The organism is Citrobacter sp. CRE-46 (assembly GCF_059615875.1).
The window spans coordinates 483,534-509,805 of record NZ_CM184341.1; the positions used below are offsets into that span (position 1 = coordinate 483,534).

General features: G+C 52.2%; 24 protein-coding genes. 9 read left to right on the forward strand and 15 right to left on the reverse strand.

Going from position 1 to position 26,272, the window contains the following annotated elements:
- Positions 1–11 precede the first annotated feature (11 nt).
- Positions 12–1,172: an efflux RND transporter periplasmic adaptor subunit gene (locus tag AC534G_RS02395; RefSeq protein ID WP_110496704.1), complete on the reverse strand. Its 1,161-nt coding sequence runs from the start codon at positions 1,170–1,172 to the stop codon at positions 12–14.
- A 413-nt stretch (positions 1,173–1,585) separates the two neighbouring features.
- Here AC534G_RS02395 and envR point away from each other — a divergent pair, with 413 nt between their 5' ends.
- On the forward strand, positions 1,586–2,242 hold the full coding sequence (gene envR / locus AC534G_RS02400; protein WP_038634405.1) for an acrEF/envCD operon transcriptional regulator: 657 nt from the start codon (positions 1,586–1,588) through the stop codon (positions 2,240–2,242).
- A gap of 34 nt (positions 2,243–2,276) precedes the next feature.
- Here envR and AC534G_RS02405 read toward each other — a convergent pair whose 3' ends face one another.
- From AC534G_RS02405 to acuI, 13 genes are all read right to left on the reverse strand, one after another.
- Positions 2,277–2,441: a DUF2556 family protein gene (locus AC534G_RS02405; RefSeq protein ID WP_032940702.1), complete on the reverse strand. Its 165-nt coding sequence runs from the start codon at positions 2,439–2,441 to the stop codon at positions 2,277–2,279.
- A gap of 82 nt (positions 2,442–2,523) precedes the next feature.
- The gene (gene yhdJ / locus AC534G_RS02410; RefSeq protein ID WP_038634402.1) at positions 2,524–3,408 is read right to left on the reverse strand and encodes an adenine-specific DNA-methyltransferase; all 885 of its coding nucleotides are present in this window, start codon (positions 3,406–3,408) and stop codon (positions 2,524–2,526) included.
- An 88-nt stretch (positions 3,409–3,496) separates the two neighbouring features.
- Positions 3,497–3,793: a DNA-binding transcriptional regulator Fis gene (gene fis, locus AC534G_RS02415; RefSeq protein WP_000462905.1), complete on the reverse strand. Its 297-nt coding sequence runs from the start codon at positions 3,791–3,793 to the stop codon at positions 3,497–3,499.
- Between the two features lie 25 nt (positions 3,794–3,818).
- Positions 3,819–4,784: a tRNA dihydrouridine synthase DusB gene (gene dusB / locus AC534G_RS02420; protein ID WP_110496706.1), complete on the reverse strand. Its 966-nt coding sequence runs from the start codon at positions 4,782–4,784 to the stop codon at positions 3,819–3,821.
- A 298-nt stretch (positions 4,785–5,082) separates the two neighbouring features.
- Positions 5,083–5,814, reverse strand: coding sequence for a carbonic anhydrase (locus AC534G_RS02425; protein ID WP_233593814.1), 732 nt, complete (start codon positions 5,812–5,814; stop codon positions 5,083–5,085).
- Positions 5,815–5,975: 161 nt separating this feature from the next.
- Positions 5,976–6,857 (reverse strand): 50S ribosomal protein L11 methyltransferase, encoded by an 882-nt coding sequence (gene prmA, locus AC534G_RS02430; protein WP_069324419.1) that lies wholly within the window; start codon positions 6,855–6,857, stop codon positions 5,976–5,978.
- Between the two features lie 11 nt (positions 6,858–6,868).
- Positions 6,869–8,320, reverse strand: coding sequence for a sodium/pantothenate symporter (gene panF / locus AC534G_RS02435; RefSeq protein ID WP_110496710.1), 1,452 nt, complete (start codon positions 8,318–8,320; stop codon positions 6,869–6,871).
- Entirely contained in the window at positions 8,310–8,552 is a 243-nt protein-coding gene (locus AC534G_RS02440) for a YhdT family protein (protein WP_038634384.1), read from the reverse strand. Before AC534G_RS02440 ends, panF begins: the two co-directional genes overlap by 11 nt.
- A 107-nt stretch (positions 8,553–8,659) precedes the next feature.
- Entirely contained in the window at positions 8,660–10,009 is a 1,350-nt protein-coding gene (gene accC, locus AC534G_RS02445; RefSeq protein ID WP_003828838.1) for an acetyl-CoA carboxylase biotin carboxylase subunit, read from the reverse strand.
- Between the two features lie 10 nt (positions 10,010–10,019).
- Positions 10,020–10,490: an acetyl-CoA carboxylase biotin carboxyl carrier protein gene (accB, locus tag AC534G_RS02450; RefSeq protein WP_003025210.1), complete on the reverse strand. Its 471-nt coding sequence runs from the start codon at positions 10,488–10,490 to the stop codon at positions 10,020–10,022.
- Positions 10,491–10,882: 392 nt separating this feature from the next.
- Positions 10,883–11,482, reverse strand: a complete 600-nt coding sequence (gene msrQ, locus AC534G_RS02455) for a protein-methionine-sulfoxide reductase heme-binding subunit MsrQ (RefSeq protein ID WP_087856909.1) — start codon at positions 11,480–11,482, stop codon at positions 10,883–10,885.
- Positions 11,483–12,487, reverse strand: coding sequence for a protein-methionine-sulfoxide reductase catalytic subunit MsrP (msrP, locus tag AC534G_RS02460; RefSeq protein ID WP_085048625.1), 1,005 nt, complete (start codon positions 12,485–12,487; stop codon positions 11,483–11,485).
- A gap of 119 nt (positions 12,488–12,606) precedes the next feature.
- Positions 12,607–13,581, reverse strand: a complete 975-nt coding sequence (gene acuI, locus AC534G_RS02465) for an acrylyl-CoA reductase (NADPH) (RefSeq protein ID WP_069324416.1) — start codon at positions 13,579–13,581, stop codon at positions 12,607–12,609.
- A 225-nt stretch (positions 13,582–13,806) separates the two neighbouring features.
- Between acuI and csrD the strand changes: the two genes are divergently transcribed.
- Positions 13,807–15,747, forward strand: a complete 1,941-nt coding sequence (csrD, locus tag AC534G_RS02470; protein ID WP_110496712.1) for an RNase E specificity factor CsrD — start codon at positions 13,807–13,809, stop codon at positions 15,745–15,747.
- Positions 15,748–15,755: 8 nt separating this feature from the next.
- Here the strand turns inward: csrD and AC534G_RS02475 are convergent, their stop codons facing one another.
- Positions 15,756–16,076, reverse strand: a complete 321-nt coding sequence (locus AC534G_RS02475; RefSeq protein WP_154050627.1) for a hypothetical protein — start codon at positions 16,074–16,076, stop codon at positions 15,756–15,758.
- Between AC534G_RS02475 and mreB the strand changes: the two genes are divergently transcribed.
- The 7 genes from mreB to tldD all read left to right on the forward strand — a co-directional run bounded on the left by mreB (position 16,054) and on the right by tldD (position 26,237).
- Positions 16,054–17,097 carry a rod shape-determining protein MreB gene (gene mreB / locus AC534G_RS02480; protein ID WP_000913396.1) on the forward strand — a complete coding sequence of 348 codons (1,044 nt, stop codon included), beginning with the start codon at positions 16,054–16,056 and terminating at the stop codon, positions 17,095–17,097. The genes AC534G_RS02475 and mreB overlap by 23 nt on opposite strands.
- A 64-nt stretch (positions 17,098–17,161) precedes the next feature.
- Complete coding sequence (mreC, locus tag AC534G_RS02485) at positions 17,162–18,184, forward strand: rod shape-determining protein MreC (RefSeq protein WP_038634365.1); 1,023 nt, start codon at positions 17,162–17,164, stop codon at positions 18,182–18,184.
- Positions 18,185–18,673: a rod shape-determining protein MreD gene (gene mreD / locus AC534G_RS02490; protein WP_038634362.1), complete on the forward strand. Its 489-nt coding sequence runs from the start codon at positions 18,185–18,187 to the stop codon at positions 18,671–18,673.
- A gap of 8 nt (positions 18,674–18,681) precedes the next feature.
- Entirely contained in the window at positions 18,682–19,275 is a 594-nt protein-coding gene (locus AC534G_RS02495; protein ID WP_085048629.1) for a Maf family protein, read from the forward strand.
- Positions 19,265–20,734 (forward strand): ribonuclease G, encoded by a 1,470-nt coding sequence (rng, locus tag AC534G_RS02500; protein ID WP_038634356.1) that lies wholly within the window; start codon positions 19,265–19,267, stop codon positions 20,732–20,734. The genes AC534G_RS02495 and rng overlap by 11 nt, the downstream gene beginning before the upstream one ends.
- Positions 20,735–20,844: 110 nt before the next feature.
- The gene (yhdP, locus tag AC534G_RS02505; RefSeq protein WP_038634353.1) at positions 20,845–24,645 is read left to right on the forward strand and encodes an AsmA2 domain-containing protein YhdP; all 3,801 of its coding nucleotides are present in this window, start codon (positions 20,845–20,847) and stop codon (positions 24,643–24,645) included.
- Positions 24,646–24,791: 146 nt separating this feature from the next.
- The gene (gene tldD, locus AC534G_RS02510; protein WP_038642897.1) at positions 24,792–26,237 is read left to right on the forward strand and encodes a metalloprotease TldD; all 1,446 of its coding nucleotides are present in this window, start codon (positions 24,792–24,794) and stop codon (positions 26,235–26,237) included.
- Positions 26,238–26,272: the final 35 nt, after the last annotated feature.

Consider the following 26,272-nt stretch of genomic DNA (forward strand, 5'->3'; position numbering starts at 1 on the left):
ATCCGGTTACCTTATTGGGCTTTCGTCGCAGGGGTTTCGGTATCGACGGTTGCTTTAACCTGAACGCCAGGGCGTGCTTTCTGTAAGCCGCTCACGATAACTTTGTCACCGGGTTGCAGACCTTCGCTGATGAGCCATTTGTCGCCAATGGCTTGAGCGGCGACAACTGTCCGCGCTTCAACCTGGCTCTTGTCGTTAACGACCATCACGGTGGCATCGCCGCGTGGCGTGCGCGTTACACCCTGCTGCGGAACAAGAATGGCATTCGGTTGGACGCCTTCATCAATGCGCGCGCGCACAAACATGCCTGGCAGCAGCGTGTGCTGTGGGTTAGGGAATACGGCTCTGAGAGTGATTGATCCGGTGCTTTCATCAACCGTCACATCAGAAAATTGCAATGAGCCTTTCAGCGGATATGCCTGACCATTTTCCATCACCAGTTCGACGGTACTGCTGGCGCTGTCTTTATGCAGACTACCTTGTTCAATAGACTGCTTGAGGCGCATAAAGTCGTTACTGGACTGCGTGACGTCGATATAGATAGGATCGAGCTGTTGCACGGTAGCAAGCTCAGTTGCCTGACCATTCGTGACCAATGCGCCTTCGGTGACGTTAGATTTACCGATACGTCCGCTAATGGGCGATGTCACTTTGGTGTAGGCCAGGTTGATACGTGCGCTTTCGACCGCCGCTTTTGCCGCGATTACGGAGGCATCAGCCTGGCGGGCATCAGCAATTGCCTGATCGTACTCTTGCTGGCTGATGTACTTAGTGCCAACCAGTGGCACATAACGTTTTACTGTTAAATGCGCGATAGCGGCCGCCGCTTCGCTTTTTGCCAGTTCGCCTTTGGCGCTGTCATAGTCAGCCTGGTAAGTCGCTGGATCGATCTGATAAAGCGATTGACCGGCTTCAACATCGCTCCCCTCGGTGAAATTCCGTTTAAGTACAATTCCGCTAACCTGAGGACGGACTTCTGCAATACGGAATGCTGTGGTGCGCCCGGGTAATTCGGTCGTCACGGCTAAAGGGGCCTTTTCGACGACATGGACAGTCACCTGCGGCTCTGCGGGATGTGCTTGTGTTTCTCCCTGATCGTTACAACCGGCGAGTAATGCAGCGGAGATGATGATGAATGAGGGCAGGAGTGAAAACCTGGCATTTTTCGTCATTTCTATTCCTTAAAAAACCGAACGCTCGTTATTAACCGGGTAACAGCGGGGGTGATAACGCGCACAAGAAAAATAATAGTTGGCTATCCTACAAATTATTAGCTTGCGATGTAAGCAATACTTATTTATGGGCGGGGGGGACGGCACATAAAAGCAAAAAAAGATTAATCAGCTACCGTTTCATTGTGATATTTATAGCAACACTATGATGCTGATAAATACATCTTGAAATGATCATCTGATTGGTGAATATATTGGTTTCTGTTATTTGTTTTATCTATTCGTGTGTAATGTCCGCAATTAAATACTTTTGCCCTCGTCTAAATAAACGCTAAGTGATACATTTGTTCCAGATAGAAAATATTAGATAAGAAAGTTAATCATTCTCTACTCCAATCCAGATAGTCGGAATCATGGCCAGAAAAACGAAAGCGGATGCCCTCAAAACGCGACAGCACCTGATGGAAACGGCGATTGTACAGTTTGCCGCACGTGGCGTAAGTAATACGACGCTAAACGACATAGCGGATGCCGCCAATGTGACGCGGGGTGCACTTTATTGGCATTTCGAAAATAAAACTCAATTGTTTAATGAGCTATGGTTACAACAACCTCCCTTACGCGATCTTATTCAGGACAAGCTTATTGGCCGTTGGGGGGATAACCCTTTACAGCGGTTGCGTGAAAAATTTGTGGTGGGATTACAATATATTGCGGAGAACCCTCGCCAGCAGGCATTAATGCAGATTTTATATCATAAATGCGAATTCCATAAAGATATGATATCAGAGCAGGCCATTCGCGATAAAATAGGTCTCAGCCACCAAAGCATTCGCGATTCTCTCCAACGGTGCGTAGATGAAAATTTGATTGCCACCAGTCTGGATTTAGACGTCATCATAATTATTTTGCACGGTAGTTTTAGCGGAATAATAAAAAACTGGCTAATGAATCCAGAGAGTTATGATCTTTATGGGCAAGCGCCAGCATTAGTTGATAATGTATTAAAAATGTTAAGCCCGGATGGCTGTGTAATGCAATTAATACAGAGTGAAAACCAGGTTGGGTAGTTTAGCCGCCAGGGCCTGACGGCTGTCGACGGTGCTAGTCGAGATCGGCGCAGTTGACCAGCTTTAGGGGATTCACTGAGTTCATATTCCGGCACTTGTCGTGCTCTGTCGTCATCAGTTCTATCCACTGGATGAGCAGCGCATCAAAAAGAAAAACGAAGACCGCAAAAACAACCAGCCACCAATACTTGCGAATCATTGCTTAATCCTGTGTATTCATGCCCAAGCGTGCAGGGAATATACACGAAATCAGTAAGCTGAAAAGCAGACTTACAATGCTTTTACTTTGCCGAAAGAGCGCCACTGTTTGCCGTTAATCGGCTCTTTTTGGACAGGTTTTTTGTCTTACGTTTTTTCACTTTTGCAAGTTCAGTCTCTGAAAAATGAGAACCGATACTCAGTCTTCTGAGCCCCATTTTTACGTATTCAGCATTGATTTCGATACCGACAAATTTGCGACCTAATTCCACAGCGGTGGCGCCGGTTGTAAAGCTGCCGGCAAACGGATCGAGCACTTTGTCATCCGGGTTGGAGGAAGCCAGAATGATCCGTTCCAGGAGGGCTTTGGGTTTTTGAGTGGGGTGATTTTCGTATTCATCCATCAGATAGCGAACGCGGGGAAAATCCCAGACATTGCCAGGTACTTTTTTCTGATTGTAAGGCTGGGGCGGATTCTTTCTGTAGTCTATTAACGCACGTTTAGCGCCCGTTTTGGCTTCAACCAGAATATCATCACGATTAAACGTGTACTTTTTCTGATCTTTTACCATCATCAGGATAGGTTCATACATCGAACCAAAGTAGTTTTTAGCCTGTACCCCTGAGCTATCATATGACCACACGATACGGCTTTTGATGGTAAAAAGCTGGCGACATTTGAGGTCGATGTACGGCATGTTCTCCGTACTGTTCATGATGTACATGCTACCGTGTGGTTTGAGAATACGATGGCACTCGTCGATACACTCAAACAGCCACGCCAGAAAGGTCTCTTCGTCCCAGGATTCCACCATCCCGTCAAAGTCTTTGCCGATGTTATAAGGTGGGTCGGCAAAAATGAGATCGATGCTTTCAGCGGGTAGCTTTTTTAGCTCGGTCAGCGCATCACCCAGGATTATCTTTTTAGATTCATCGCCAAAATAGACAGGTTCACATCTTGCGTTCATCGCCAAAGCCTCCCGTGTGACATTAATAAAAAAGGCGCTTCCCCATGCCGAGTAGCGCCTTTTAAAACAAACATTTAACTGATTAGTATCAGTTCATGCCGTATTTTTTCAGTTTTTTACGCAGCGTACCACGGTTGATGCCCATCATCAGGGCAGCACGGGTCTGGTTGCCGCGGGTGTATTGCATCACCATGTCCAACAGGGGCTGTTCTACTTCAGCCAGTACCAGCTCATAGAGATCATTAACGTCTTGACCGTTCAATTGAGCAAAATAGTTCTTCAGTGCCTGTTTAACCGAGTCACGCAGAGGCTTTTGAGTTACCTGGTCCTGAGAGTTAACGGTAGAAACGGTCAGTACGTCAGAATTTACGCGTTGTTCGAACATAGTTCTGTCAGCTCTTTATTTCTGTTTACGCAAAATTTTCGAAGTATGCCTCCAACGCCGCCAGCTGTTCGCTGGAATCTTCAATGGCGTTGAATGTGCGCCGAAACTGGTCATCCGGAGCGTGTTCCTGGAGATACCAGGATACGTGTTTACGCGCAATTCGGTACCCTTTTGCATGACCATAAAAGTCGTGCAGTTCCCGAACATGCGCACAAAGCAAGCGCTTCACCTCTGCCAGTGGCAGCGGGGGCAGCAGCTCCCCAGTGTCCAGATAATGCTGGATTTCCCGAAAGATCCAGGGTCTTCCCTGAGCTGCACGGCCTATCATCAGGGCATCCGCCCCCGTATAGTCGAGTACAGCTCTGGCTTTAAGCGGGTCAGTAATGTCGCCATTCGCGATAATCGGAATGGAAACTTTCTGCTTAACTGCCCGAATACTGTCGTACTCAGCATCTCCATTGAACAAACAGGCGCGGGTGCGTCCATGAATGGTCAGAGCCTGAATGCCACAGTCTTCAGCCAGTTGGGCAATCTCTACGCAGTTACGGTGTTCCGGAGCCCAGCCGGTGCGAATCTTGAGTGTGACAGGAACGTCCACTGCATTGACGACCTCGGTTAGTATTGATTTCACTAAATCCGGGTACTGCAAGAGGGCTGAACCTGCGAGCTTGCGATTCACTTTTTTAGCCGGACACCCCATATTGATATCAATAATCTGGGCGCCGCTTTCCACGTTAATACGTGCGGCATCGGCCATCTCAACAGGATCGCTACCGGCAATTTGCACCGTGCGAATTCCTGGCTCGTCAATGTGCACCATCCGTAAACGAGACTTGTCGCTTTCCCAAACCTGCGGGTTAGAAGACATCATCTCGGATACCGTCAATCCGGCTCCCATCTCATAGCACAGCGTCCTGAATGGTCTGTCAGTGATGCCAGCCATAGGTGCTGCGATCAGGCGATTTCTGAGCTGGTGTTGTCCGATACGCATGAGTTAAGAAATGACCATACTGTGACTGCAAGGCGGCGTATATTACGCATTTTTCGCACGAGATGAAAGGCCAAACTTTGACCAATCCACTGAGGTGGATCAATGAATTGCCGTAAATATGAACTCTTGAAAATATTTAATCATATAAATCATGGTTTTACAAAAATGTGTCGATTTTATATACGCATATAATTTTGCGTAACTTCTCATTTTTTCTTCAGTTACAGAAGGTACTGACAAGATATTCTGCTGAATTAATCAGCAAATTACCTCGCTATTGTGTGATCGTTACCTCATTTTAGTACAGGATCTCGGTGCCACCTGAATTGCTGTCCGTAATCGTGCGTTCATTCAGCGGCTGCGGTGGACGATTGTTCGCTGGCCCAACAATGTAGTGAAATTTATCCAACTGTTCGGCGGAAAGGGCCACAGGCTTTTTCAGGACAACCCAGGTGACGCCTTCAGTACAGGGAGGCGTTGTTATCGAGCCACTGTAGAGCCAGTAGGTCTTATTGTCGGGTAGAAGCTGGTTGATATCGACGGGCGAAAAAATGGGCATGCTGTTGCCCTCCATGGTGGGAAAGGACCCCCACAGGTTTTGAATCGCCTGGTTAGGCTCACCAATGTCAAACATGACCGCCACAATGGCGATATCACCATGTTGGTTTTTATGGGTCAACTGCAGCTCCAGTGGATAGATTTTACCGTTGAGGGTATGTTCGCCTGGAGCGTGAAAATCACAATGTTTTAAATAATAGAACTTTTCTTCAATTTCAATGAAATTAGGGGTGTAGGAGCTCATTGTTGCCTGCAGCGTATGGTTAATGCTGCGAAATCTTGTCGGGCCATCAATGTATTGTAAATTGAGCGCGGGCAGGCCGAGTTTGCTGGTTGTCGTGGTCTGGATATCAACGGGTGACTGGTTGATACCCGTCTGACACGTTGCATACTCTTTGCTTATTTTGCCCCACTGCGCAGGGCCGGTTCCTCCGGTATAGCCCCATGGCACGGCCAGCGTCTTCAGGGGCATTAAGCATGCTGCCAGTAAAATTGTTGTAAAACGATGGAAGTGCATACGTTTACTTAGCAAAAAATATAAAAATCAATTAGTTATTATATCGTTGGGTAAAGTATCAGTATGCTGGTCTGTTGTCTGAAAATGGCGTGGTCGGATAACCACGCCGGAAGGGATTATTTTTTCTGTCCGGTAATGCGACACCACTCTTCTTTCTCGATAACCGGATCGAGCGTAAAGAGATCGGCATAGGCTTCACAGACGCTTTCCGCCTGGCTGGCAAGAATACCAGAAAGCCCCAGCAAACCGCCCTCAACGGGCAGCACGCTGATTAAAGGTGCGAGTTCACGTAATGGGCCAGCAAGGATGTTGGCGACCACCACATCGGCTTTCATCGACTCTGGCTGGTCTTTAGGCAGATAAAGTTCCAGACGCTCAGAAACGCCATTACGTTGGGCGTTATCACGGCTGGCCTGAATCGCTTGCGGATCGATATCTATACCAATCGCTTTCGCTGCACCCAGCTTCAGTGCCGCAATGGCAAGGATGCCGGATCCGCAGCCAAAGTCGATAACCGTTTTACCGTTAAGATCGAGACCGTCCAGCCATTGCAGGCACAGAGAGGTGGTTGGGTGAGTACCGGTACCAAATGCCAGACCCGGGTCGAGCATCACGTTGACGGCGTTCTCATCCGGGACATCGCGCCAGCTCGGGCAAATCCACAGACGTTCGCCAAAGCGCATCGGGTGGAAGTTGTCCATCCATTCGCGTTCCCAGTCTTTGTCTTCAAGCTGTTCGATTTTATGCGCGAAGCCTGCACCCAGTAGTGGGTGCTGCTCCAGAATCGCAACGACTTCTTTCATGTCGGTTTCTGCATCGAACAAGCCGATAACGTCGGTATCGCCCCACAGGCGAGTCTCGCCCGGTAGAGGTTCAAATACCGGCGTATCATGCGTATCCTGGAAAGTAATGGAAACGGAGCCCGCTTCCATCAGTGCATCGCTCAACTCTTCAGCGTTTGCACCGGTCGTGTTCAGTTTCAGTTGAATCCATGGCATGGCAAAACTCTTTATTTATCAGTAGTCAATATGGCGACTTGCGGAACGGCGGAACCGAAACGGTTGCCGATCAGGAAAGCCAGCAAACTTATCAGTAACGAGGGCACAATCGGATGAAAGCCCAGGTACTGAATGTTAAAAGTAGCGAGTACGGCATAAAGTATGCCGCCGACAATCATTGCGCTCAGTGCGCCTGCCGCGTTTGCCCGCTCCCAGTAAAGGCCCAGCACCAGCGGCCATAGGAAGACGGCTTCCAACCCGCCAAACGCCAGCAGGTTAAGCCAGATAATCATCTCTGGCGGCTTCCAGGCGGCCAGCAGCAGTAACGCGCCCAGCAGCAGAGTGATCACTGCCGACATGCGTTTCAGCCGTGTTTCATTTTGCAGTTGTTCCGGGCGAAGGTTCAGATAGAGATCTTTAATGATCGTAGCGGAACTTTGCAGCAATTGGGCATTGATCGTCGACATGATCGCGGCCATGGGCGCGGCGAGGAAGATCCCGGCTGCTACCGGCGGCAAGACTTTTACCATTAGCGTGGGAATAACCAGATCCGGTACCGTCAGGTCAGGGATCACCGCCCGGCCCAACGCGCCGGCCAGATGCATACCAAACATCAGGACAGCCACCACGATGGTGCCAATGATAATTCCACGGTGTACCGCTTTGCTGTCCTTATAGGAGATGCAGCGCACCGCCGTATGCGGCAGGCCAATCACGCCAAAGCACACCAGTACCCAGAATGAAGTCATAAACGTGGGGGACAGAATGTCATCAGCGCCCTGCGGCGAGACCAGTTTAGGATCGATGGTTTGCAGAGTGACTACCGCATTGCTGAGACCACCAGCGGCATGGACGACACCGACCAGCAGTACGATAGTCCCAATCAGCATCACCATGCCCTGCATCGTGTCGTTCAACACGCTGGCGCGAAATCCGCCGAACGCCGTGTATAACGCGATACTGACGCCAAAAATCAGCAGGCCGGTTTCGTAAGGGATACCCGCTGCGGTTTCCAGCAAACGCGCGCCGCCAATAAACTGTACGGTCATTGCACCGACAAACGCGACCAGCAGGCTGAGGCTTGCCAGCCATACCAGCAGGCGGCTTTGGTAGCGGGCAAACAGCATATCGTTGAGGGTAACCGCATTATAACGGCGTGCCAGAATGGCGAATTTTTTGCCGAGAATACCCAACGACAGCCAGACGGCGGGCAGTTGGATCATCGCTAACAAAACCCATCCCAGCCCGTATTTATAAGCAGCACCAGGGCCGCCGATAAACGAACTGGCGCTAATGTAGGTTGCCGTTAGCGTCATGGCTAACACGACCCCGCCCATAGAGCGGCTGCCGAGGAAATATTCATTCAGGAAGGTGCCGGTCGACCTTTTGCGCATGGCGTAAACAGAGAGACCGAAAACCACCAGAAGATAGGCGACCAGCGGCAAAATAACTTCAAGCTGCATCATCATCCTCCAGTGGAATGTCGCGATAGATAAACTTCACCATCGCCCAGCACAGTACGATGAAAACCAATGGCGTCAGCAGACAGGCCATTTCGAACCAGTGCGGGAGGCCGGTAAAACCCAGAGAGGAGTCTGGTAAGTAAGCGGCCACTAACCATGCGGCAAGATATAAAAGGGTCAGCCACAGCGCCCAGCGCGCCTCTTTATGGGCCTGAACAAAACGAGCGTCCATTTTTTGTCCCTTGTGAATAAAGAAAGCGGGGATTGTACCTTATGGCACCTATGGGAGGGGAGAAAAACAAAAGGCCGGAATTTCCGGCCTTTTCGGTTAACGCTTGCTTACTTTTCCTGAAGTCCGAGTTTTTTCTCCAGGTAGTGGATATTGGTTCCACCATGCTGGAAGTGCTCGTCATTCATGATACGGATCTGCAGATCAACGTTGGTTTTGATGCCGTCGATGATCAGTTCCTGCAAGGCGTTTTTCATGCGGGCGATAGCGACGTCGCGGTTTTCGCCATAGCAAATCAGCTTACCGATCATTGAGTCATAGTACGGAGGTACTGTGTAACCTGCGTAAATATGAGACTCCCAGCGCACACCAAAGCCACCCGGCGCGTGGAAACGCGTGATTTTACCCGGGCTCGGCAGGAAGGTGTTCGGGTCTTCGGCGTTGATACGGCACTCTACCGCATGGCCTTTAACCACAACTTCGTCCTGCTTGATAGACAGCGGCTGACCCGCTGCGATGCGCAGTTGTTCTTTGATCAGGTCAACACCGGTGATCATTTCGGTTACCGGGTGTTCAACCTGAATACGGGTGTTCATTTCAATGAAGTAGAACTCACCGTTTTCGAACAGGAACTCGAAAGTACCCGCACCGCGATAGCCGATATCCACGCACGCTTTGGCGCAACGCTCGCCGATGTAGCGACGCAGTTCCGGAGTAATGCCCGGCGCTGGTGCTTCTTCGACAACTTTCTGGTGACGACGCTGCATGGAGCAGTCACGCTCTGCCAGATAAATCGCGTTACCCTGACCGTCTGCCAGCACCTGAATTTCGATGTGGCGTGGGTTTTCCAGGTATTTCTCCATGTAGACCATGTCGTTATTGAAAGCCGCTTTCGCTTCCGCTTTGGTCATGGAGATGGATTGCGCCAGTTCGGCATCGCTGCGCACGACGCGCATACCGCGACCGCCGCCGCCGCCGGAGGCTTTGATGATAACCGGATAACCGATGCGTTTAGCATGAGCGCGGTTAGCGTCCATGTCATCGCCCAACGGGCCGTCAGAGCCTGGGACAGTCGGTACGCCAGCTTTTTTCATCGCGGTAATCGCGGACACTTTGTCGCCCATCAGGCGGATGGTGTCGGCTTTCGGGCCGATGAAGATAAAGCCGGAACGTTCTACCTGCTCAGCAAAGTTGGCGTTCTCAGAGAGGAAGCCATAACCCGGGTGAATTGCCACCGCGCCGGTGATTTCAGCGGCGCTAATGATAGCCGGGATGTTCAGATAGCTTTTTACGGACGGAGCCGGGCCAATACAGACCGTCTCATCCGCCAGCAATACGTGTTTTAAATCGCGATCCGCGCTTGAATGCACTGCGACAGTCTTGATACCCAGTTCTTTACAGGCACGAAGAATACGCAAGGCAATCTCGCCGCGGTTAGCGATGACAATTTTATCCAACATGTTCGCCTCGTTATTCGATGACGACCAGCGGCTCGTCAAATTCTACCGGTTGACCGCTTTCTACCAGAATCGCTTTAACGACGCCGGATTTGTCGGCTTCGATCTGGTTCATCATTTTCATGGCTTCAACGATGCACAGGGTATCGCCCGCATTCACTTTCTGGCCGATTTCGATGAACGCTTTCGCATCCGGGCTCGGGGTGCGGTAGAACGTACCAACCATTGGGGAGCGTACGATGTGACCACTGATTTCCGCTGCTGCCGGAGCTTCCATACTTGGAGAGGCAGTTTGTGCGACAGCGTTAGACAGAGCTGGCTGCTGCATCACTGGTGCAGCATAAGCCTGTTGCATCATTGGAAAACTTGCAGCTGGCGCCGCACGGCTGATGCGTACAGACTCTTCGCCTTCAGAAATTTCCAGTTCGGAGATGCCTGATTCTTCAACCAGCTCGATCAGTTTTTTAATCTTACGAATATCCATGAGTGGGTTCCGTACTCTTTGTTTAGTGAGATTGTGACAGGCGTTTTACCGCCGTCTGTATAGCATTTTTATAACAGTGAGTGACAAGATGCCACGCATCTCAGGCGTTGCACTGGGTGCTGATGCCCTTACATGAGATTGCCAGACTTGTTAGTCATTGTGCGGCTATCTTCTGTTATTTTCGGGTAAAAGACAAAATATACCTTCAATATGCGATTGTCACCCTTTCCGCGCCGTAAAAACGCTACCGGGGATAGCAAAGGCGCACATTATAACTATTTCGTAGCAATTGGCAGCTAAATACTGGTCTTATCAGGGAAGATAATCAACCGTTAACATGTAAAGAAAATCGGATCGTCCGTGTTTTGCAACGTACTGCACATATCGTGAAACTACCGCCACCACTGGCGAAACTTCCTGTAGCGGCAGGCTAACAGCACCGCAGCAAGTGCGGCATAAATAATCGGTTGAGGGGAGATGATTTTAACCGACCACAGATAATGTATGGGTGCCAGGATCGCCACAAGATAGACGAAGTTGTGCAAAAATTGCCAATACTTACCCAGCTTTCGCTGTGCAGATTGCGTGGACGTTAAGGTGAGAGCAAATAATATGACCCAACAGACAATACCCAACATCAAATACGGTCGCGAAATGAATTCCCGCCCCAACAGCGCCAGATTATGAATACCCAGTTCCAGTAACGCGTAGCTGGTTAAATGCAGCGTCGCCCAGGCGAAACACCATAGCCCTAACAGGCGACGAGTGCGTATCAATAATGGCTGTTTAGCGTAGCGCGCGAGTGGAGAGACCAGCAAGGTCGCCAGTAAGAATTTCAGAGCTGTCCTACCGGTAAAGTGCTGGATATCTTTGACCGGATCGGCGCTCAAACCGCCATGATTTACCGCCCAAAAGAGCCAGATTAACGGCAAAAATCCGCCAAGATGCAGGCAAACTTTCAGCCCGGTAATGTGCTTTGCAGTCAGACGCACTTAAAAATTCTCCTGTAGATTAAGACCACGATACAGGGAAGCAACCTCTTCGGCATAACCGTTAAACAACAGCGTGGATTGACGCTGTACGTCCAGAATACCGCCAGCGCCAATAAAACGTTCGGTGGCCTGGGACCAGCGGGGGTGATCGACATGCGGATTCACGTTGGCATAAAACCCATATTCATTAGGCGCGGCCAGGTTCCAGGTTGTTGGGGGGCGTTCGCGCGTAAGTTTGATACTCACGATCGACTTTATGCCCTTAAATCCGTATTTCCACGGCACAATTAAGCGGATGGGGGCGCCATTTTGCGGCGGAAGGGCCTTACCATAAACCCCTACGGTAAGCAGGGTTAGTGGATGCATCGCTTCATCCAGGCGTAACCCTTCAACATAGGGATATTTCAGCCCGCCGCCAATAAAGCGATCTTTCTGACCAGGCATTTCATCCGGGGCGTAGCGCGTTTCGAAAGCGACATATTTTGCGTTGCTGGTGGGTTCAACCTGCGCCAGCAGTTTATGTAATGGAAAGCCAATCCACGGCACCACCATTGACCAGGCTTCCACACAGCGCATCCGATAAATCCGCTCTTCCAATGGGAAACGGGTGGTCAGCGCATCATGATCGAGAGTGAGGGGTTTTGCGACTTCGCCAGTGATTTTCAAGGTCCACGGATCGGTTTTCAGGCTGCCTGCGTTGGCCGCTGGATCCGCTTTGTCGAGACCAAATTCATAGAAGTTGTTGTAGCCAGAAACTTTATCTGCTGGCGTTAAAGGAAGCGAATTTTGCCAGGCGGTGGGCTTGCTGAAATTAAGCGGCTTACCCGCAGGCGCCGGAGGGCGGTCATTACCCTTAAACCAGCTCAGAAGGTCGGCCTGCGCAGCGTGAGGCAAAGACAACGCGGCAGCGCTGATCCCTAATGCTTTCAGTACCTGGCGGCGCTGCATAAAAAAAGCCGACTCGGCGGTGACGTCGGCTTCTGTAAATGGACGTAATTTCTTCATAACAGACTCCCGGCTTACGCGTCATGACAGACAAGGGATGCGTAGTTAATATGGCAGGGAGTCTCTATATATGCCGCGAAATTTTGTTAGTTAAGTGTAAATTTCTGCGCCGATGCCGGTTATTTCACCTTCACCAGGGTACGACCTTGCACCTGGTTATTGATGATGGCATCGGCGAACTTCGGCGCATCCGCTAGCGTAATCTCCGTGGCGGCCTGAGCATAGAACGATTCCGGCAGATCCTTAACCAAACGCGCCCAGGCTTCTGCGCGACGTGCCGGTGGGGTCATCACCGAGTCCACCCCTTGCAAACGTACATTACGCAGAATGAATGGCATGACGGTGGTCGGCAGCGCGAAGCCGCCCGCCAGGCCGCAGGCGGCCACGCAGCCACCGTAGTTCATCTGTGCCAGGACTTTCGCCAGCACTTTATCGCCAACGGTATCAATTGCACCGGCCCACAGTTGTTTTTCCAACGGGCGAGATTCAGCAAACTCATCGCGGCTGAGAATACGATTCGCGCCCAGGCTCTTCAGATAGTCGTGGGTGCTTTCGCGTCCTGATACTGCCACAACCTGATAGCCCAGCTTATGCAGTAATGCCACGGCAGTGCTGCCCACGCCGCCGCTGGCGCCGGTGACGACAATCTCACCGTGTTGCGGGCGAATACCTGCATCCTCAAGCGCCATGACGCACAGCATGGCGGTAAAACCGGCGGTGCCGATGACCATCGCTTTGCGCCCGTCCAGCCCTTGCGGCAGCGCTACCAGCCAGTCGCCTTTGACGCGCGCACGTTCAGCCAGCCCGCCCCAATGGTTTTCACCCACACCCCAGCCGGTCAGTAAGACTTCCTGACCCGCATGAAAACGGGGATCTTCGCTTGCACGCACCGTACCGGCGAAATCAATGCCAGGAATCATCGGAAAGTTGCGGATGATTTTACCCTTGCCAGTGATAGCCAGGGCGTCTTTATAGTTCAGGCTCGACCAGTGGACATCCACCGTTACATCGCCTTCCGGGAGCTGGTTTTCGTCGAGGGGTTGAACGGATGCGAGGGTTTTTCCGTCCTGCTGTTCTAAGATCAAAGCCTGCATAACCTGTCCTCAATTCGTATAGTGGATTGGAAAATTGTTAATGAAGACTATACTCGCTAATCAAAACATGATGCCGATTCTGCGCAATAAATTGCCAGATATACCTGATTTGGTAGTATGCCCCCACAGTTTGCATAAATTGGCGGATTTTGCGTTCAGTTTTGCATTTTCGAGTCGCTTTATCTCTTTCACACCTGTTTCATAACTGTCGGAGTTAACACAAGGATGCGATTAACGACGAAATTCTCAGCTTTTGTCACGCTGCTTACTGGGTTAACGATCTTTGTGACTCTGATTGGCTGCTCGCTGAGTTTCTACAACGCTATTCAATATAAGTTCACTACGCGAGTGCAGGCGGTGGCGACGGCGATTGATACACATCTTGTCTCCCACGATTTCGTTTCGCTGACGCCGCAAATCGATGAACTGATGGTTTCTGTTGATATCGTGCGTATCGAGTTGCTGCAAGGGGAGCATATAGTGTATGACCACTCCCGAACCAGCAGCTACCGCCCGGCAGGAACGAACAACCTCTACCGCGACATCACCGTACCGTTGGTCAAGCATCCGGGCATGTCAGTTCGCCTGGTTTATCAGGATCCGATGGGCAATTATTTCCATTCGCTACTGACTACCGCGCCGCTCACGCTGGCCATTGCGTTTATTATTCTGATGCTCTTTTTGTCGGTACGCTGGCTTCAGCGTCAGCTTTCAGGCCAGGAGTTACTGGAGATTCGTTCCACGCGTATTCTGAACGGTGAACGCGGGTCGAATGTACGAGGAACGGTCTATGAATGGCCAGCGCGCACCAGCAGTGCGCTCGATATGTTGCTGACTGAAATTCAAAATGCCCGCGAGCAACGCAGCCGACTGGACACCCTGATTCGTTCCTATGTTGCGCAGGATACAAAAACCGGGCTGAGTAACCGTCTGTTTTTTGATAACCAGTTGGCCACGCTGTTGGAAGATCAAGAAAAGGTGGGAGCGCATGGCGTCGTGATGATGGTGCGTCTGCCGGACTTTACTCTGCTGCGAGATAGCTGGGGAATCACCCTGGCGGAAGAACAAATTTCAACGCTCATCAATTTGTTGTCGACGTTTATGACGCGTTATCCGGGGGCATTGCTGGCGCGCTACCACCGTAGCGATTTTGCCATCCTGTTGCCACATCGCACGCTGAAAGAAGCCGAAAGCATCGCCGGGCAATTATTAAAAGCGGTCGATGCGCTTCCGACTAATAAAATGATCGATCGTGCCGATATGGTTCATATTGGTATTTGCGTTTGCCGCAGTGGTCAGTCGACGGAACAGGTGATGGATCATGCTGAGGCCGCCACCCGGAATTCGGTCCTGCAGGGTGGGAACAGCTGGTCGGTCTATGATGACTCCCTGCCGGAAAAAGGCCGGGGCAACGTGCGCTGGCGGACGCTGATTGAACAGATGCTCAGCCGGGGCGGGCCGAGAATATATCAAAAACCTGCGGTAACGCGTGAAGGACGGGTACACCACCGGGAACTGATGTGCCGTATTTTTGATGGCAGCGAAGAAGTTATTTCGGCGGAATATATGCCGATGGTGCTGCAATTTGGCCTGGCTGAAGAGTATGACCGTTTACAGTTAAGTCGTCTGATCCTGCTTTTGGGCTACTGGCCGCAGGAAAGCCTGGCGATGCAGATAACGGTTGAATCGCTAATTCGCCCACGTTTTCAGCGCTGGCTGCGTGATACGTTGATGCAGTGCGAAAAATCACTACGCAAACGCATAATTATTGAACTTGCTGAGGCAGATGTTTGTCAACATATCAGCCGATTACAGCCCGTCATCCGATTGATGGATGCGCTAGGGGTACGGATCGCCGTTACGCAGGCCGGTTTAACGCTGGTGAGCACCAGTTGGATTAAAGAGCTTAACGTTGAGTTATTGAAGCTGCATCCAAGCCTGGTGAGGAATATTGATAAGCGAACCGAAAACCAACTGTTGGTTCAAAGCCTGGCGGAGGCCTGTTCAGGCACGCCAACGCAGGTTTATGCCACGGGAGTTCGTTCGCGTAGCGAGTGGCATACGCTGACGGAACGCGGAGTTGCTGGTGGGCAAGGGGATTTTTTTGCCGCATCACAGCCACTTGACACTAACGTGAAAAAATATTCGCAAAGATATTCGGTTTAACCTGCCGTTTAATTCGTTTTCACGTAGAATAACGCGCGCTGTGCCTTCTGGGGGTGTGCTTGTCTGCTCGCCAGGTTGTAACAGCAAACATGCAGGTGAATGACCTTTGACAGGTTGCAAACAAAAGCGAGGAATGCTGCTGATTTTTTCAGCCCTGATGGACTCAGGCCGGTTTTGTAACAAAGGAAACGAACTGCACTAATTTTCACCGTAGCAGATGATTTTTGCGCCTTGTCGCTGCTGCGTGTGGTTGGTAAAGTAAGCGGATTTTGTTTTCCGCCCCAGCTTTCAGGATTATCCCTTAGTATGTTGAAAAAATTTCGTGGCATGTTTTCCAATGACCTGTCCATTGACCTGGGTACCGCGAATACCCTTATTTATGTAAAAGGACAAGGCATCGTATTGAATGAGCCTTCTGTTGTGGCCATTCGTCAGGATCGTGCCGGTTCGCCGAAAAGCGTGGCTGCAGTAGGTCATGATGCGAAGCAGATGCTGGGTCGTACGCCGGGCAATATCGCTGCAATTCGCCCAATGAAAGACGGCGTTATCGCTGACTTCTTCGTGACTGAAAAAATGCTCCAGCACTTTATCAAACAAGTGCACAGCAATAGCTTCATGCGCCCAAGCCCGCGCGTACTGGTGTGTGTACCGGTTGGCGCAACCCAGGTTGAACGCCGTGCGATCCGTGAATCCGCTCAGGGCGCAGGCGCCCGTGAAGTCTTTCTGATCGAAGAGCCGATGGCGGCCGCGATTGGTGCGGGTCTGCCAGTTTCTGAAGCAACCGGCTCAATGGTTGTGGATATCGGTGGTGGTACCACTGAAGTTGCCGTTATCTCCCTGAACGGCGTGGTTTACTCTTCTTCCGTACGTATTGGTGGTGACCGCTTCGACGAAGCCATCATTAATTACGTTCGTCGTAACTATGGTTCTCTGATCGGTGAAGCCACCGCAGAACGTATTAAACACGAAATCGGTTCCGCTTATCCGGGCGATGAAGTCCGCGAGATCGAAGTACGCGGCCGTAACCTGGCAGAAGGTGTTCCACGCGGCTTTACCCTGAACTCCAACGAGATTCTGGAAGCGCTGCAGGAACCGCTGACCGGTATCGTGAGCGCGGTAATGGTTGCTCTGGAACAGTGTCCGCCAGAGCTGGCGTCAGACATCTCCGAGCGCGGTATGGTGCTGACCGGTGGCGGTGCGCTGCTGCGTAACCTTGATCGTCTGTTAATGGAAGAAACCGGTATTCCAGTTGTTGTTGCTGAAGATCCGCTGACCTGCGTGGCGCGCGGTGGCGGCAAAGCACTGGAAATGATCGATATGCACGGCGGCGACCTGTTCAGCGAAGAGTAATCGGACGCAGGTAGGGTGGCCCGCGGGTTGCCCTTCCGCTCTGATACGAGAATACGCATAGACTATGAAGCCAATTTTTAGCCGTGGCCCGTCGCTACAGATTCGCCTTATTCTGGCGGTGCTGGTGGCGCTCGGCGTTATTATTGCCGACAGCCGCCTGGGTACGTTTAGTCAAATCCGAACGTACATGGATACCGCCGTCAGTCCTTTCTACTTTATCTCTAATGGTCCTCGTGAATTACTCGACGGCGTGTCGCAAACGCTGGCTTCGCGTGACCAACTCGAACTTGAAAACCGGGCGCTGCGTCAGGAACTGCTGCTGAAAAATAGCGAGCTGCTGATGCTGGGGCAATATAAACAGGAGAACGCGCGTTTGCGCGAGCTGCTGGGATCCCCATTGCGTCAGGACGAACAAAAGATGGTGACGCAGGTCATCTCAACGGTTAATGACCCATACAGCGATCAGGTCGTGATCGACAAAGGGAGCGTTAACGGCGTCTACGAAGGTCAGCCAGTTATCAGCGACAAAGGTGTAGTGGGTCAGGTCGTTGCGGTAGCAAAACTGACCAGCCGCGTACTGCTGATTTGCGATGCGACGCATGCTCTGCCAATCCAGGTTCTGCGTAACGATATTCGCGTCATTGCTGCGGGCAACGGTTGTACGGACGATCTTCAGCTTGAACATCTGCCGGCGAACACCGACATTCGCGTTGGCGATGTACTGGTGACTTCAGGTTTGGGTGGACGCTTCCCGGAAGGTTATCCGGTTGCTGTTGTTTCTTCCGTTAAGCTGGACACTCAGCGTGCTTATACCGTCATTCAGGCTCGTCCGACCGCGGGTTTGCAGCGTTTGCGCTATCTGCTGCTGTTGTGGGGAGCCGATCGTAACGGCGCCAATCCGATGACGCCGGAAGAAGTACACCGTGTTGCCAATGAACGTTTGATGCAAATGATGCCGCAAGTTCTGCCTGCGCCAGATGCCATGGGGCCGCCTGCGCCAGTACCGGCACCTGCTACAGGCGTCACTACAGCGCCTACGGACACCACGTCGCCACAACCTGCTCCGCGTAAGCCGGGAGGACAGTAAGTGGCAAGCTATCGTAGCCAGGGGCGTTGGGTTATTTGGCTTTCGTTCCTTATTGCACTGTTGCTGCAAGTTATGCCCTGGCCGGATGACATTCTTGTTTTCCGGCCAAACTGGGTGCTGCTCATCTTGTTGTATTGGATTCTGGCGCTACCGCATCGCGTAAATGTGGGCACAGGGTTCGTGGTGGGTGCCATACTGGATCTCATTAGCGGTTCCACGCTTGGCGTGCGGGCCTTGTCGATGAGTATCATTGCCTATCTGGTCGCGCTGAAATTCCAGCTTTTCCGCAACCTCGCGCTCTGGCAACAGGCGCTGGTGGTCGTGTTGTTATCACTGGTCGTGGATATTATTGTTTTCTGGGCCGAGTTTTTAGTGATCAATGTCTCTTTCAGACCTGAAGTGTTCTGGAGTAGTGTAGTGAATGGTGTGCTCTGGCCATGGCTATTCTTACTGATGCGTAAAATCCGTCAGCAGTTTGCGGTGCAATAAAGGTTGATATGAATACTCTGTATCTTGCTTCAGGTTCTCCACGTCGTCAGGAACTGCTCGCTCAACTTGGTATCACGTTTGAACGGCTGGTTCCTGGGATTGAAGAACAGCGGCACCCGCAGGAAAGCGCGCAGCAGTACGTTTCTCGTCTGGCGCGCGAAAAAGCGCAGGCTGGCGTTGCGTTGGCGCAGCGCGATTTGCCGGTATTGGGTGCGGATACCATTGTTATTCTTAACGGTGAAGTGCTGGAAAAACCGCACGACGCCGCCCATGCCGCCGCAATGCTGCGTAAGCTGTCGGGCAACACGCATCAGGTCATGACCGCCGTGGCATTGGCCGATCGCCAGCACAGTCTGGACTGTCTGGTGGTGACGGAAGTGACATTCAGAGCACTCACCGATGAGGACATCGCGGGTTATGTTGCCAGCGGTGAACCAATGGATAAAGCAGGTGCATACGGTATTCAAGGGTTGGGTGGCTGTTTTGTCAGGAAGATAAATGGCAGCTATCACGCCGTAGTCGGCTTACCGCTGGTAGAAACGTATGAGTTGCTGACCAATTTTAACGCACTGCGTGAGCAAAGGGATAAACATGACGGCTGAATTGTTGGTAAACGTAACGCCATCGGAAACACGGGTGGCTTACATTGATGGCGGTATTCTGCAGGAAATTCATATTGAACGTGAGGCGCGACGTGGAATCGTAGGCAATATCTACAAAGGTCGTGTAAGTCGTGTACTTCCGGGTATGCAGGCGGCTTTTGTAGATATTGGACTGGATAAAGCCGCATTTCTTCACGCTTCAGACATCATGCCACACACCGAATGCGTGGCCGGTGAAGAACAAAAACAGTTCACCGTGCGCGACATTTCTGAACTGGTTCGCCAGGGCCAGGATTTGATGGTGCAGGTGGTAAAAGATCCGCTGGGTACTAAGGGCGCTCGCCTGACGACGGACATTACGCTGCCTTCCCGTTATCTTGTTTTTATGCCGGGCGCGTCGCACGTTGGCGTTTCCCAACGTATCGAAAGCGAAAGCGAACGCGAACGTCTGAAAAAAGTGGTAGCCGATTACTGTGATGAGCAGGGCGGATTTATTATTCGTACAGCGGCGGAAGGCGTATGCGAAGAGGATCTGGCCTCGGATGCTGCCTACCTGAAGCGCGTCTGGACGAAAGTCATGGAGCGCAAAAAACGTCCGCAAACGCGCTACCAGATGTATGGCGAACTTGCGCTGGCGCAGCGCGTTTTGCGTGATTTTGCCGATGCCCAGCTTGATCGGATCCGCGTCGACTCTCGCCTGACCTATGAGGCGTTGCTGGAATTTACGGCGGAGTACATTCCCGAGATGACCAGCAAGCTGGAGCATTACAGCGGACGTCAGCCTATTTTCGATCTCTTTGACGTTGAGAATGAAATCCAGCGCGCGCTGGAACGCAAGGTTGAGCTGAAATCCGGCGGCTATTTGATCATCGATCAAACCGAAGCGATGACCACCGTGGATATCAATACCGGCGCGTTTGTTGGACATCGTAATCTCGACGACACTATTTTTAATACTAATATTGAAGCAACGCAGGCCATTGCGCGTCAACTGCGTCTGCGTAACCTGGGCGGCATTATCATTATCGATTTTATCGACATGAATAATGAAGATCATCGGCGCCGGGTGTTGCACTCTCTGGAGCAGGCTCTGAGCAAGGACCGCGTAAAAACCAGCATTAACGGTTTTTCACAGCTGGGCCTGGTGGAGATGACGCGTAAGCGCACGCGTGAAAGCGTGGAGCATGTGCTGTGCAATGAGTGCCCTACCTGTCATGGACGCGGTACCGTGAAAACGGTGGAAACCGTATGCTATGAAATCATGCGCGAAATTGTCCGCGTACACCATGCATACGACTCCGATCGCTTCCTGGTTTATGCATCTCCGGCAGTGGCAGAAACCCTGAAAGGCGAAGAGTCGCATGCGCTGGCGGAAGTCGAAATCTTTGTGGGTAAACAGGTCAAAGTCCAGGTTGAACCGCTCTATAACCAGGAGCAGTTCGACGTCGTAATGATGTAATTGAGTAGTAGCACCAGCGCATGTAGGCCGGATAAGGCGCAAGCGCCGCCATCCGGCAATATACACTCAAGGGGTGTGAGTCACATTTTTTTGCAGACAAGGAGAGGCGCGTGAGGCGATTGCCGGGGATATTACTGCTCACTGGAGCCGCATTCGTTGTCATTGCAGCGCTGATGGTCAGTGGACTGCGCCTTGCGCTACCTCATCTTGATAGCTGGCGTCCGGCCATTCTCGGTAAGATTGAATCCGCGACTGGCCTGCCCGTTACCGCCAGCCAGCTCTCCGCCAACTGGCAAAATTTCGGCCCTACGCTTGAAGCGCGTGATATCCACGCGCAGCTCAAAGACGGCGGTGAGTTTTCGGTAAAACGCGTCACGTTAGCGCTGGATGTCTGGCAAAGTTTACTGCACATGCGCTGGCAGTTTCGCGATCTCACCTTCTGGCAATTGCAGTTGCGCACCAATACCCCTATCCAGAGTAGTGAAAGCGGTGATGGAATTGAAGCGGGTCACCTCAGCGATCTCTTCCTGCGTCAGTTCGATCATTTCGATCTCCGCGACAGTCAAATCAGCTTTTTAACCCTCTCAGGTCAGCGCGCTGAACTGGCGATCCCACAGCTTACCTGGCTGAACGGTAAAAACCGGCATCGCGCTGAGGGGCAGGTCAGTCTCTCCAGTCTGACCGGTCAACATGGCGTTATGCAGGTGCGCATGGATCTGCGCGACGACAATGGGCTGTTGAATAATGGTCGGGTCTGGCTGCAGGCAGACGACATTGACGTCAAACCGTGGCTGGGCAAATGGATGCAGGATAATGTCGCGTTGCAAACCGCGCGTTTTAGCCTGGAAGCATGGATGACGATCAATAAAGGCGTCGTTTCCGGAGGCGATGTCTGGCTGAAGAAAGGCGGCGCCAGCTGGCTGGGTGACAACCGCACGCATACGCTCTCCGTGGATAACCTGACGGCGCACATTAGCCGCGAACAGCCGGGCTGGCAATTCTCTATTCCCGATACCCGTATCACCATGGATGATAAACCCTGGCCAAGCGGGGCGTTAACGCTGGCCTGGATCCCTGAGCAGGAAGTCGGTGGTGAGAATAACAAGCGCAGTGACGAGCTACGCATTCGCGCCAGCAATCTGGAGCTGGCCGGATTAGAAGGGCTGCGCCCGATGGCGGCTAAGTTATCGCCAGCGCTGGGGGATATTTGGCGCGCCACGCAGCCAAGCGGCAAAATTGATGTGCTGGCGCTGGATATCCCATTACAGGCAACAGAAAAGACCCGTTTCCAGTCTTCGTGGACCAATCTGGCCTGGAAACAGTGGAAGTTGTTACCGGGGGCGGAGCATTTCTCCGGTACGCTTTCGGGCAGCGTGGAAAATGGTGCGCTTACCGCCTCCATCAAGCAAGCCCGCATGCCGTATGAGAGCGTCTTCCGCGCACCATTGGAAATAGAAAACGGCGTGGCGACGCTAAGCTGGCTGAAGAATGATAAAGGTTTTCAGTTAGATGGGCGCAATATTGATGTCAAAGCGAAAGCGGTACATGCGCGCGGTGGTTTTCGCTATCTGCAACCGACCGGTGACGAGCCATGGTTAGGCATTCTGGCGGGGATCAGTACTGATGACGGCTCTCAGGCCTGGCGCTACTTCCCGGAAAATCTGATGGGCAAAGAGCTGGTTGACTACCTCAGCGGCGCGATTCAGGGCGGCGAAGCGGATAATGCCACGTTGGTGTATGGCGGTAACCCGCATTTGTTCCCATATCTGCATAATGAAGGGCAGTTTCAGGTCCTGGTGCCGTTACGCAATGCTAAATTCGCCTTTCAGCCCGACTGGCCTGCGTTGACTGACCTCAATATTGAACTGAACTTCATTAACGACGGTCTGTGGATGAAAACGGATGGCGTTAATTTAGGCGGCGTAAAAGCCAGCAATCTGACGGCCAATATTCCCGACTATGCAAAAGAAAAGCTGCTGATTGATGCCGACATCAACGGGCCGGGCAAAGCGGTTGGACCTTATTTTGATGATACGCCGCTAAAAGATTCTCTTGGCGCCACGCTTGAGCAGTTGCAGATTGATGGCGATGTGAATGCTCGCTTACATCTCGATATCCCGTTGGATGGCTCGCTGGTTACGGCCAAAGGTGATGTCAATCTGCGTAATAACAGTCTGTTTATTAAACCGCTCGACAGCACGTTGAAGAATTTGACCGGTAAATTCAGCTTTGTGAACGGCGATCTGCAGAGCGAGCCGATGACGGCAAACTGGTTTAATCAGCCGCTGAACGTCGATTTTTCCACTACCGAAGGGGCCAAAGCCTATCAGGTGGCGGTGAATCTGCAAGGCGACTGGCAGCCAAACCGTATGGGGATTTTGCCGACGCAGGTGAACGATGCGTTAAGCGGCAGTATGGCGTGGAATGGCAAGGTGGATATCAATCTTCCGTATCATGCCGGGGCGACCTACGACATTGCGTTAAAGAGTGACCTGAAGAATGTAAGTAGTCACTTACCTGCTCCACTGAATAAGGCGGCCGGTGAGGCGCTGCCGGTAAACGTGAAGGCCAACGGCAATCTGCGCAGCTTTGATCTCACCGGCAACGCAGGGAGCAAGAATCACTTCAACAGCCACTGGCTGCTGAATCAGAAGCTGACCCTTGACCGCGCTATCTGGACGTCGGAAAGCCGCACCGTGCCCGCGTTACCCGATCAGCAAGGCATTGAGCTCAATCTTCCCCCTATGGACGGCGCGCAATGGCTGGCATTGTTCCAGAAAGGCGCTGCGGATAACGTTGGCTCGAACGCCAACTTCCCGCAACGCATCACGGTACGTACGCCATCGTTATCCCTGGGGGGGCAGCAGTGGAACAATTTAAGTATTGTGTCTGAGCCTTCGGGCAATGGTTCCAGCGTGCAGGCGCAGGGGCGTGAGATCAACGCCACGCTGGCTATGCGCAATAACGCCCCGTGGCTGGCGAACATTAAATACCTCTATTACAACCCGAGCGCCGCAAAGCCTTCTCCCGGCACAGCGCCAGCGTCGCCTTTCTCTACCATCAATAACGTCAGCTTCCGTGGCTGGCCGGATGTTCAACTCCGCTGTGCAGAGTGTTGGCTGTGGGGACAGAAATATGGACGTATTGATGCCGATGTGGCGATCAAAGGCGATACGCTCTCGTTGAGCAACGGTCTGTTGGATACCGGCTTTGCCAGACTGACTGCCGATGGTGAATGGGTGAATGTGCCGGGTAAAGAGCGTACGTCACTGAAGGGAAAACTGAACGGCAAAAAAATTGACTCTGCCGCCGGTTTCTTTGGCGTATCGACGCCGATTCGTAACTCTTCGTTCAATGTGGAGTACGACCTGCACTGGCGTAATCCACCGTGGGATCCGGATGAAGCGTCGCTGAATGGGATTTTGCGCACCCGCTTGGGCAAAGGTGAGCTTACCGAACTTAGTACCGGACATGCGGGGCAACTGTTACGCCTGTTAAGCTTTGACGCGTTGCTACGTAAACTGCGCTTTGATTTTAGCGATACCTTCAGTGAAGGCTTCTATTTCGACTCCATTCGCAGCACGGCGTGGATTAAGGATGGTGTGATGCATACCGACGACACGCTGGTGGACGGTCTGGAAGCTGACATCGCGATGAAAGGCTCGGTGAATCTGGTACGCCGCGAACTGGATATGGAAGCGGTTGTCGCGCCTGAAATTTCTGCCACCGTTGGGGTTGCCGCCGCGTTCGCCGTCAACCCGATTGTCGGCGCGGCGGTGTTTGCCGCCAGTAAGGTTCTGGGGCCGCTGTGGAGTAAAGTTTCGATTCTGCGTTACCGTATCACCGGTCCGGTTGATAAGCCGCAGATTAACGAAGTTCTGCGTCAGCCGCGCAAAGAAAGCCAGCAATGATTTGACGGGGGCAAGTAATTGCCCCAATCTCAGTACATAGTATTGCCGGATGGAGCAGCGCTTATCCGGCCTACAGTAGCCTAACAACGTAGGCCGGATAAGGCGTTTTTGCCGCCATCCGGCAGAATTAAATGAGTAACAAAACGATGAGTCTGAACCTGGTAAGTGAACAATTGCTAGCGGCGAATGGCCTGAAACATCAGGATCTGTTTGCCATCCTGGGCCAACTGGCCGAACGCCGTCTCGATTACGGCGATCTCTATTTTCAGTCGAGCTATCACGAATCCTGGGTTTTAGAAGATCGCATCATTAAAGATGGTTCTTACAATATCGATCAGGGTGTTGGCGTACGCGCCATCAGCGGCGAAAAAACGGGGTTTGCCTATGCAGACCAGATTAGCCTGCTGGCGCTGGAGCAAAGTGCGCATGCTGCCCGGACTATTGTGCGCGACAGTGGTGACGGCAAAGTAAAAACGCTGGGTGCGGTAGAGCATCAGGCGCTTTACACTTCGGTCGATCCGTTACAAAGCATGAGCCGCGAAGAGAAACTGGATATTCTGCGTCGCGTTGACCGCGTTGCGCGTGCTGCTGACAAGCGCGTTCAGGAAGTGACCGCCAGCCTGACCGGTGTTTATGAGCTGATTCTGGTGGCGGCGACCGACGGTACGCTGGCCGCGGATGTCCGTCCACTGGTACGTTTGTCCGTCAGCGTACAGGTCGAAGAAGACGGTAAACGTGAGCGCGGCGCGAGCGGTGGCGGCGGTCGCTTTGGTTATGACTATTTCCTTGGCGATCTTGATGGTGACGTGCGTGCCGACGCGTGGGCGAAAGAGGCTGTGCGCATGGCGCTGGTCAATCTGTCCGCAGTAGCCGCGCCGGCAGGTACGTTACCGGTGGTACTCGGCGCTGGCTGGCCTGGCGTTCTGCTGCACGAAGCGGTCGGCCATGGTCTGGAAGGCGACTTTAACCGCCGTGGCACCTCGGTATTTAGCGGTCATATGGGTGAACTGGTCGCGTCAGAACTGTGTACCGTAGTGGATGATGGCACAATGGCGGACCGTCGTGGATCCGTGGCTATTGATGACGAAGGTACACCGGGCCAGTACAACGTGCTGATCGAAAACGGTATTCTGAAAGGCTACATGCAGGACAAACTGAATGCGCGCCTGATGGGTGTGGCGCCAACGGGTAACGGACGCCGTGAATCTTACGCGCACCTGCCGATGCCGCGGATGACCAACACCTATATGCTGCCGGGCAAATCCACGCCGCAGGAAATCATTGAATCCGTCGAATACGGCATTTATGCGCCGAACTTCGGCGGTGGTCAGGTGGATATCACCTCCGGGAAATTTGTGTTCTCAACGTCCGAAGCGTATCTGATTGAAAACGGTAAAGTGACCAAACCCGTGAAAGGCGCGACGCTGATTGGCTCCGGTATCGAAGCGATGCAGCAAATTTCGATGGTGGGTAACGATCTGAAACTGGATAACGGCGTAGGCGTTTGCGGTAAAGAAGGGCAAAGCCTGCCGGTGGGCGTGGGCCAGCCGACGCTGAAGGTCGATAATTTGACGGTCGGCGGCACCGCATAGCATCATGATCCTGGCCCGATAAGCGTCAGTGCCAT

Coding starts and splice junctions, on each gene's coding strand:
- AC534G_RS02395 (WP_110496704.1), bottom strand. CDS start 1,172: ATGACGAAAAATGCCAGGTTTTCACTCCTGCCCTCATTCATCATCATC.
- envR (WP_038634405.1), top strand. CDS start 1,586: ATGGCCAGAAAAACGAAAGCGGATGCCCTCAAAACGCGACAGCACCTG.
- AC534G_RS02405 (WP_032940702.1), bottom strand. CDS start 2,441: ATGATTCGCAAGTATTGGTGGCTGGTTGTTTTTGCGGTCTTCGTTTTT.
- yhdJ (WP_038634402.1), bottom strand. CDS start 3,408: ATGAACGCAAGATGTGAACCTGTCTATTTTGGCGATGAATCTAAAAAG.
- fis (WP_000462905.1), bottom strand. CDS start 3,793: ATGTTCGAACAACGCGTAAATTCTGACGTACTGACCGTTTCTACCGTT.
- dusB (WP_110496706.1), bottom strand. CDS start 4,784: ATGCGTATCGGACAACACCAGCTCAGAAATCGCCTGATCGCAGCACCT.
- AC534G_RS02425 (WP_233593814.1), bottom strand. CDS start 5,814: ATGCCCCTGAAGACGCTGGCCGTGCCATGGGGCTATACCGGAGGAACC.
- prmA (WP_069324419.1), bottom strand. CDS start 6,857: ATGCCATGGATTCAACTGAAACTGAACACGACCGGTGCAAACGCTGAA.
- panF (WP_110496710.1), bottom strand. CDS start 8,320: ATGCAGCTTGAAGTTATTTTGCCGCTGGTCGCCTATCTTCTGGTGGTT.
- AC534G_RS02440 (WP_038634384.1), bottom strand. CDS start 8,552: ATGGACGCTCGTTTTGTTCAGGCCCATAAAGAGGCGCGCTGGGCGCTG.
- accC (WP_003828838.1), bottom strand. CDS start 10,009: ATGTTGGATAAAATTGTCATCGCTAACCGCGGCGAGATTGCCTTGCGT.
- accB (WP_003025210.1), bottom strand. CDS start 10,490: ATGGATATTCGTAAGATTAAAAAACTGATCGAGCTGGTTGAAGAATCA.
- msrP (WP_085048625.1), bottom strand. CDS start 12,487: ATGAAGAAATTACGTCCATTTACAGAAGCCGACGTCACCGCCGAGTCG.
- acuI (WP_069324416.1), bottom strand. CDS start 13,581: ATGCAGGCTTTGATCTTAGAACAGCAGGACGGAAAAACCCTCGCATCC.
- csrD (WP_110496712.1), top strand. CDS start 13,807: ATGCGATTAACGACGAAATTCTCAGCTTTTGTCACGCTGCTTACTGGG.
- mreB (WP_000913396.1), top strand. CDS start 16,054: ATGTTGAAAAAATTTCGTGGCATGTTTTCCAATGACCTGTCCATTGAC.
- AC534G_RS02475 (WP_154050627.1), bottom strand. CDS start 16,076: ATGCCACGAAATTTTTTCAACATACTAAGGGATAATCCTGAAAGCTGG.
- mreC (WP_038634365.1), top strand. CDS start 17,162: ATGAAGCCAATTTTTAGCCGTGGCCCGTCGCTACAGATTCGCCTTATT.
- AC534G_RS02495 (WP_085048629.1), top strand. CDS start 18,682: ATGAATACTCTGTATCTTGCTTCAGGTTCTCCACGTCGTCAGGAACTG.
- rng (WP_038634356.1), top strand. CDS start 19,265: ATGACGGCTGAATTGTTGGTAAACGTAACGCCATCGGAAACACGGGTG.
- tldD (WP_038642897.1), top strand. CDS start 24,792: ATGAGTCTGAACCTGGTAAGTGAACAATTGCTAGCGGCGAATGGCCTG.